At 52.3% G+C, this 3,898-nt stretch carries 4 protein-coding genes; 2 read left to right on the top strand and 2 right to left on the bottom strand.

The features are described 5' to 3' along the window. The first annotated feature begins 41 nt into the window (after nucleotides 1-41). Complete coding sequence (locus AC1WIP_RS12730; protein ID WP_481142180.1) at nucleotides 42-1,019, top strand: PepSY domain-containing protein; 978 nt, start codon at nucleotides 42-44, stop codon at nucleotides 1,017-1,019. A 48-nt stretch (nucleotides 1,020-1,067) separates the two neighbouring features. Further along, nucleotides 1,068-1,526 carry a signal peptidase II gene (locus tag AC1WIP_RS12735; protein WP_481142181.1) on the top strand — a complete coding sequence of 153 codons (459 nt, stop codon included), beginning with the start codon at nucleotides 1,068-1,070 and terminating at the stop codon, nucleotides 1,524-1,526. 68 nt (nucleotides 1,527-1,594) lie between these two features. On the opposite strand, the gene arcC is transcribed toward AC1WIP_RS12735, so the two are convergent. Both arcC and aroA read right to left on the bottom strand, forming a co-directional pair. Further along, nucleotides 1,595-2,530, bottom strand: a complete 936-nt coding sequence (gene arcC / locus AC1WIP_RS12740; RefSeq protein WP_481142182.1) for a carbamate kinase — start codon at nucleotides 2,528-2,530, stop codon at nucleotides 1,595-1,597. A gap of 81 nt (nucleotides 2,531-2,611) precedes the next feature. Then, a partial coding sequence (gene aroA, locus AC1WIP_RS12745; protein WP_481142183.1) for a 3-phosphoshikimate 1-carboxyvinyltransferase occupies nucleotides 2,612-3,898 on the bottom strand: 1,287 nt, incomplete at its 5' end.

A 3,898-nucleotide genomic window follows, 5' to 3' on the forward strand; every position in this document is an offset into this window, starting at 1 on the left:
TAATAGGAGTTACAAAAGGAAAGAAGAGGAGATGAGACATTATGAAATTCTTGAAAAAACTTTTTGCAACTCCTGTGAGAGCCATCATTACCTGCTTCTGCATGCTGGCGGTGATCTGTATTGTAGGAATTGCCGCAGCGGTAAGCGTGATTACGAACAGTATTGAAAGGCAGGCCATGCTGGAAGCATCCAGAAGCGCCTATACGGCAGAGGAGAATACGGCGGCAAATCCAAGCCAGCCGGAACAAAGCATCATTACCAGCCAGGCTCAGGGCACAGCTCAGGGCGTAGCAGACCAGGCGCAGGCTGACCAGAATACCACTGCAAACCAGGCTCAGGGCACAGATCAGGGCACAGCTGCACAGAGCGGAACCTCAGACCAGGCCCAGACAGCTGCACAGAGCGGCGCCTCAGACCAGGCCCAGACAGCTGCACAGAGCGGCACCTCAAGCCAGGCCCAGACAGCTGCACAGAGCAGTACTGCAAACCAGGCACAGCCTTCCACTCAGAGCGCAGCTTCCAATCAGGCGCAGAGCGGCTCTCAGACAGCAGGCATTGGTCTGGAGGCCGCCAAGGAAATCGCCCTGGCGGATGCAGGCTTGAGCGCTTCAGACGTTACCTTTACCACGCAGAGGTACGAGAGAGAGGATTTTGTATGGGTATATGAGATTGATTTCTATACTTCTACAGCGGAGTATGATTATGAGATCAACGCAGATACCGGAGAAATTTACAGCAAATCGGTAGAATCCTTCCAGACCGGAGCACAGGTGAACGCTGGCAGTGGGACGAGTGCAAGCCATTCCTACATTGGTGTGGATGCGGCAAAGTCTGCAGCGTTAAGCCATGCGGGAGTTTCCGCTGAAAGTGCAACCTTTTCCAAGGCGAAGCTGGACAATGACGACGGACGCATGGAGTATGAGATCGAATTCTATGCAGGTGAAATGGAATACGAATATACCATAGATGCTTTCAACGGCACAATTTTAGAGTATGACAGCGAGCGCTGGGGCTATTAAGCTAGATAGCAATAGAAAAGTCCCTGAAAGCGAAGGGAAAGGCATAAGATGACAAATATAAGTTGTTTCGGAATCCTGTTAAGCATTTTTATGGGAGACCTGTGCATCAAAAATAAAGTGGAGCAGAACCTTTTGGAAGGCGAAACCAGAGAACTTTTTGGTGGAAGGCTTCTGCTGCGCAGGCATCATAACAGAGGGGCGGCATTGAATTTCGGAGAGCGAAAGCGTTCTGTGATCGCTGCCCTTTCTCTTCTGTTAACGGCTTTTGCCCTGGGAGCGTTGCTCCTTAGTCTGGGGCAGAAGGGAAACGGGATGCTGAAAGCGGGATTGTCCCTGCTTGTGGGAGGCGCCTTCAGCAACACTTACGACAGACTGAAAAGAAAGTATGTGGTGGATTATATCAGCTTTGGCGTAAAGTGGAAGAGACTTAGAAAAGTGGTGTTTAATGTATCGGATTTCTGCATTATAATAGGCGCGTTGCTGGCGGCTTTTGGGGCCGGGCGGTAACGCGCCTGTTTTAATCAGTTTTTGAACAAACAGCTTTTGAGCAGTCAGTCCTTGAGGCAGCCTGTTTTTCAGGCTGTGATCAAAGTACCTGTTTTCCCCTTTATGGAATCCTTGACACATTTCATGGAAGTGATGAGTACTCTGCCGTTTGGAACCTTTTGCAGATACTCCACAGCTGCTTCAATCTTGGGCAGCATGGTGCCCGCCTCGAACTGCCCTTCTGCGATATACTGTCTTGCCTGCTCCAGATTCATTGCAGAAATGGGCGTCTGATCCTGTGAGCCGAAATCCCTGTATACATAGTCTACAGAAGTCAGAATAATTAACTCGTCACAGGCAAGGTCTGCCGCAAGCTTTCCGGCGATGGCATCCTTTTCGATGACGGCGGAGGCTCCCTTCAGCGCATTCTTCTGCTCGATAACGGGAATGCCGCCTCCTCCGCAGGCGATCACCACCTGATCGGCCTCGGCCAGCGTGCGGATGGCTTCTATTTCCACGATATCAATGGGCTTGGGAGCCGCCACCACCCGGCGGAATCCCTTGCCGGGATATTCCTTCACATAATTGCCCTTTTTTAACTCGATCTCCGCATCCTCTTTGGACATATAACGTCCAATCACCTTGGTGGGCTCGTAAAAGGCCTCATCGTAGGGGTCGACGGTGACCTGGGTCAGTATAGTGCTTACCGGTTTGGAAATGCCTCGGCTTAAAAGCTCCGCCCGCAGTGAGTTTTGAATGTCATAGCCCACATAGCCCTGACTCATTGCGGAGCATACGCACATGGGCGCCGGCGTGTAATCAATATACACCCGGCGAAGCTCTGTCATGGCCTTGTGGATCATGCTGACCTGGGGACCGTTGCTATGGGTGATGGTCAGCTGATAATCCTCCTCCACCAGATCGGCCAGGGCCCTGGCGGTTATCTTGACGGCGTCCCACTGCTCTGTGGTGGTGTAGCCGAGAGCGTCATGTCCAAGGGAAACAACTACTTTCTTCTTACTCATAGAAATACCTCTCTGTCTCATCTGAAAATCTGTAAATATGAAATAAGTATACCATAATCTGAAAAAAGTGTATAGTGAAAATCAGTCCGCTGCAAGCTGGCGTATTACCTGATCCAGCACCTGAAAATAGGTTTCAAAGGTTTTGCGGCAGCAGCCGGGGTTATCTATGACGATTCCCTCGCTGCGAAGGCCTGTCAGGGCAAAGCCCATAGCCATCCGGTGGTCGTCGTAGGTGTGTATTAGAGCGGGCTTCGGTGTGCCGGGCCATATGGTGATGCTGTCCTGATCCTCTCTGCAGCGGATGCCCATTCTGCCAAGCTCTGTGCAGATAGCCCTCATACGGTCGCATTCCTGGAAACGGATGTGGCCAATGCCTGTGATGGTGGTGGGGCCGTCTGCAAAAGGGGCAATGGCGGCCAGAGTGATAGCCTGATCTGAGCAGGCGGACATATCAGCCTTGATCCCGTGAAAAATTCCCTGGTCCGGCGGGGTCACTAAAATCCCATCCTCGGTATCTTTTACGCCGCAGCCCATCTGCTCCAGAATCTTCAGGAAAGCCACATCCCCCTGCAGAGAATGAAAATGTACATGGCTTGTGACTACGGGGATTCCAAGAAGAGGCGCTAAAGCATAAAAATAGCAGGCGGCGGACACATCCGGTTCTATCCTGTAGTCAAGAGCCTGATAGCGCTGCCCTTTTTTAGTGAGAAAAAGCCCTGGCTTCGGCTGCAGAACCTGCACTCCAAACTGTTCCATCATTTTGCAGGTCATTTCGATGTAAGCCATGCCGTGGGAGCCTTCCACCTGAATGGAAAAATCCTCAGGACAGAGGCAGGAGGAAATCAACAGAGCGCTTAAAAACTGGCTGCTGTGGCCAATGTGGATGGAAATGGAATTTTTGCAAAAGCCGTCTCCGCAAAGCGTGAAGGGGAAAAAGCCCCTTTCTCCTTGATAGGTGATCCTGCATCCCAGCTCCTCTAAGGAAGAAAGGAGGGGAGCCATGGGGCGTCTGCGCATCTGCCCGGAGGCGTCCATATGGTAAATCCCCTTGGAAACGCCCAGACAGGCGGTGAGAAAACGTGCCGCCGTACCGGCGCTTCCCACATACAGGGAGGCCTCCCCCTTGGGAATTTGGCCGCCCAGTCCCTTTACCGTAATCTCACAGGCATCCTCCCGGGCTACAGCCTCAAAGCCCAGGGACTGGACGCATTTCAGAAAGTGCCTGGAATCGTCGGAAAACAGCGCTCCCCGAAGGATGGACTGGCCGGAGGCCAGGGTGGCTAAGAGCAGCGCCCGGTTTGTAATGCTTTTGGACCCGGGGACGCTTACTGTAAGGGGACCCCGGAACGAATTGTTCCTGCCCTGAAG

The sequence above is a fragment of the Acetatifactor sp. genome (genome assembly GCF_982438285.1).

What these genes read in the sequence shown, in the direction of transcription:
- AC1WIP_RS12735 (WP_481142181.1), top strand. Translation starts at nt 1,068, where the DNA reads ATGACAAATATAAGTTGTTTCGGAATCCTGTTAAGCATTTTTATGGGA.
- AC1WIP_RS12730 (WP_481142180.1), top strand. Translation starts at nt 42, where the DNA reads ATGAAATTCTTGAAAAAACTTTTTGCAACTCCTGTGAGAGCCATCATT.
- arcC (WP_481142182.1), bottom strand. Translation starts at nt 2,530, where the DNA reads ATGAGTAAGAAGAAAGTAGTTGTTTCCCTTGGACATGACGCTCTCGGC.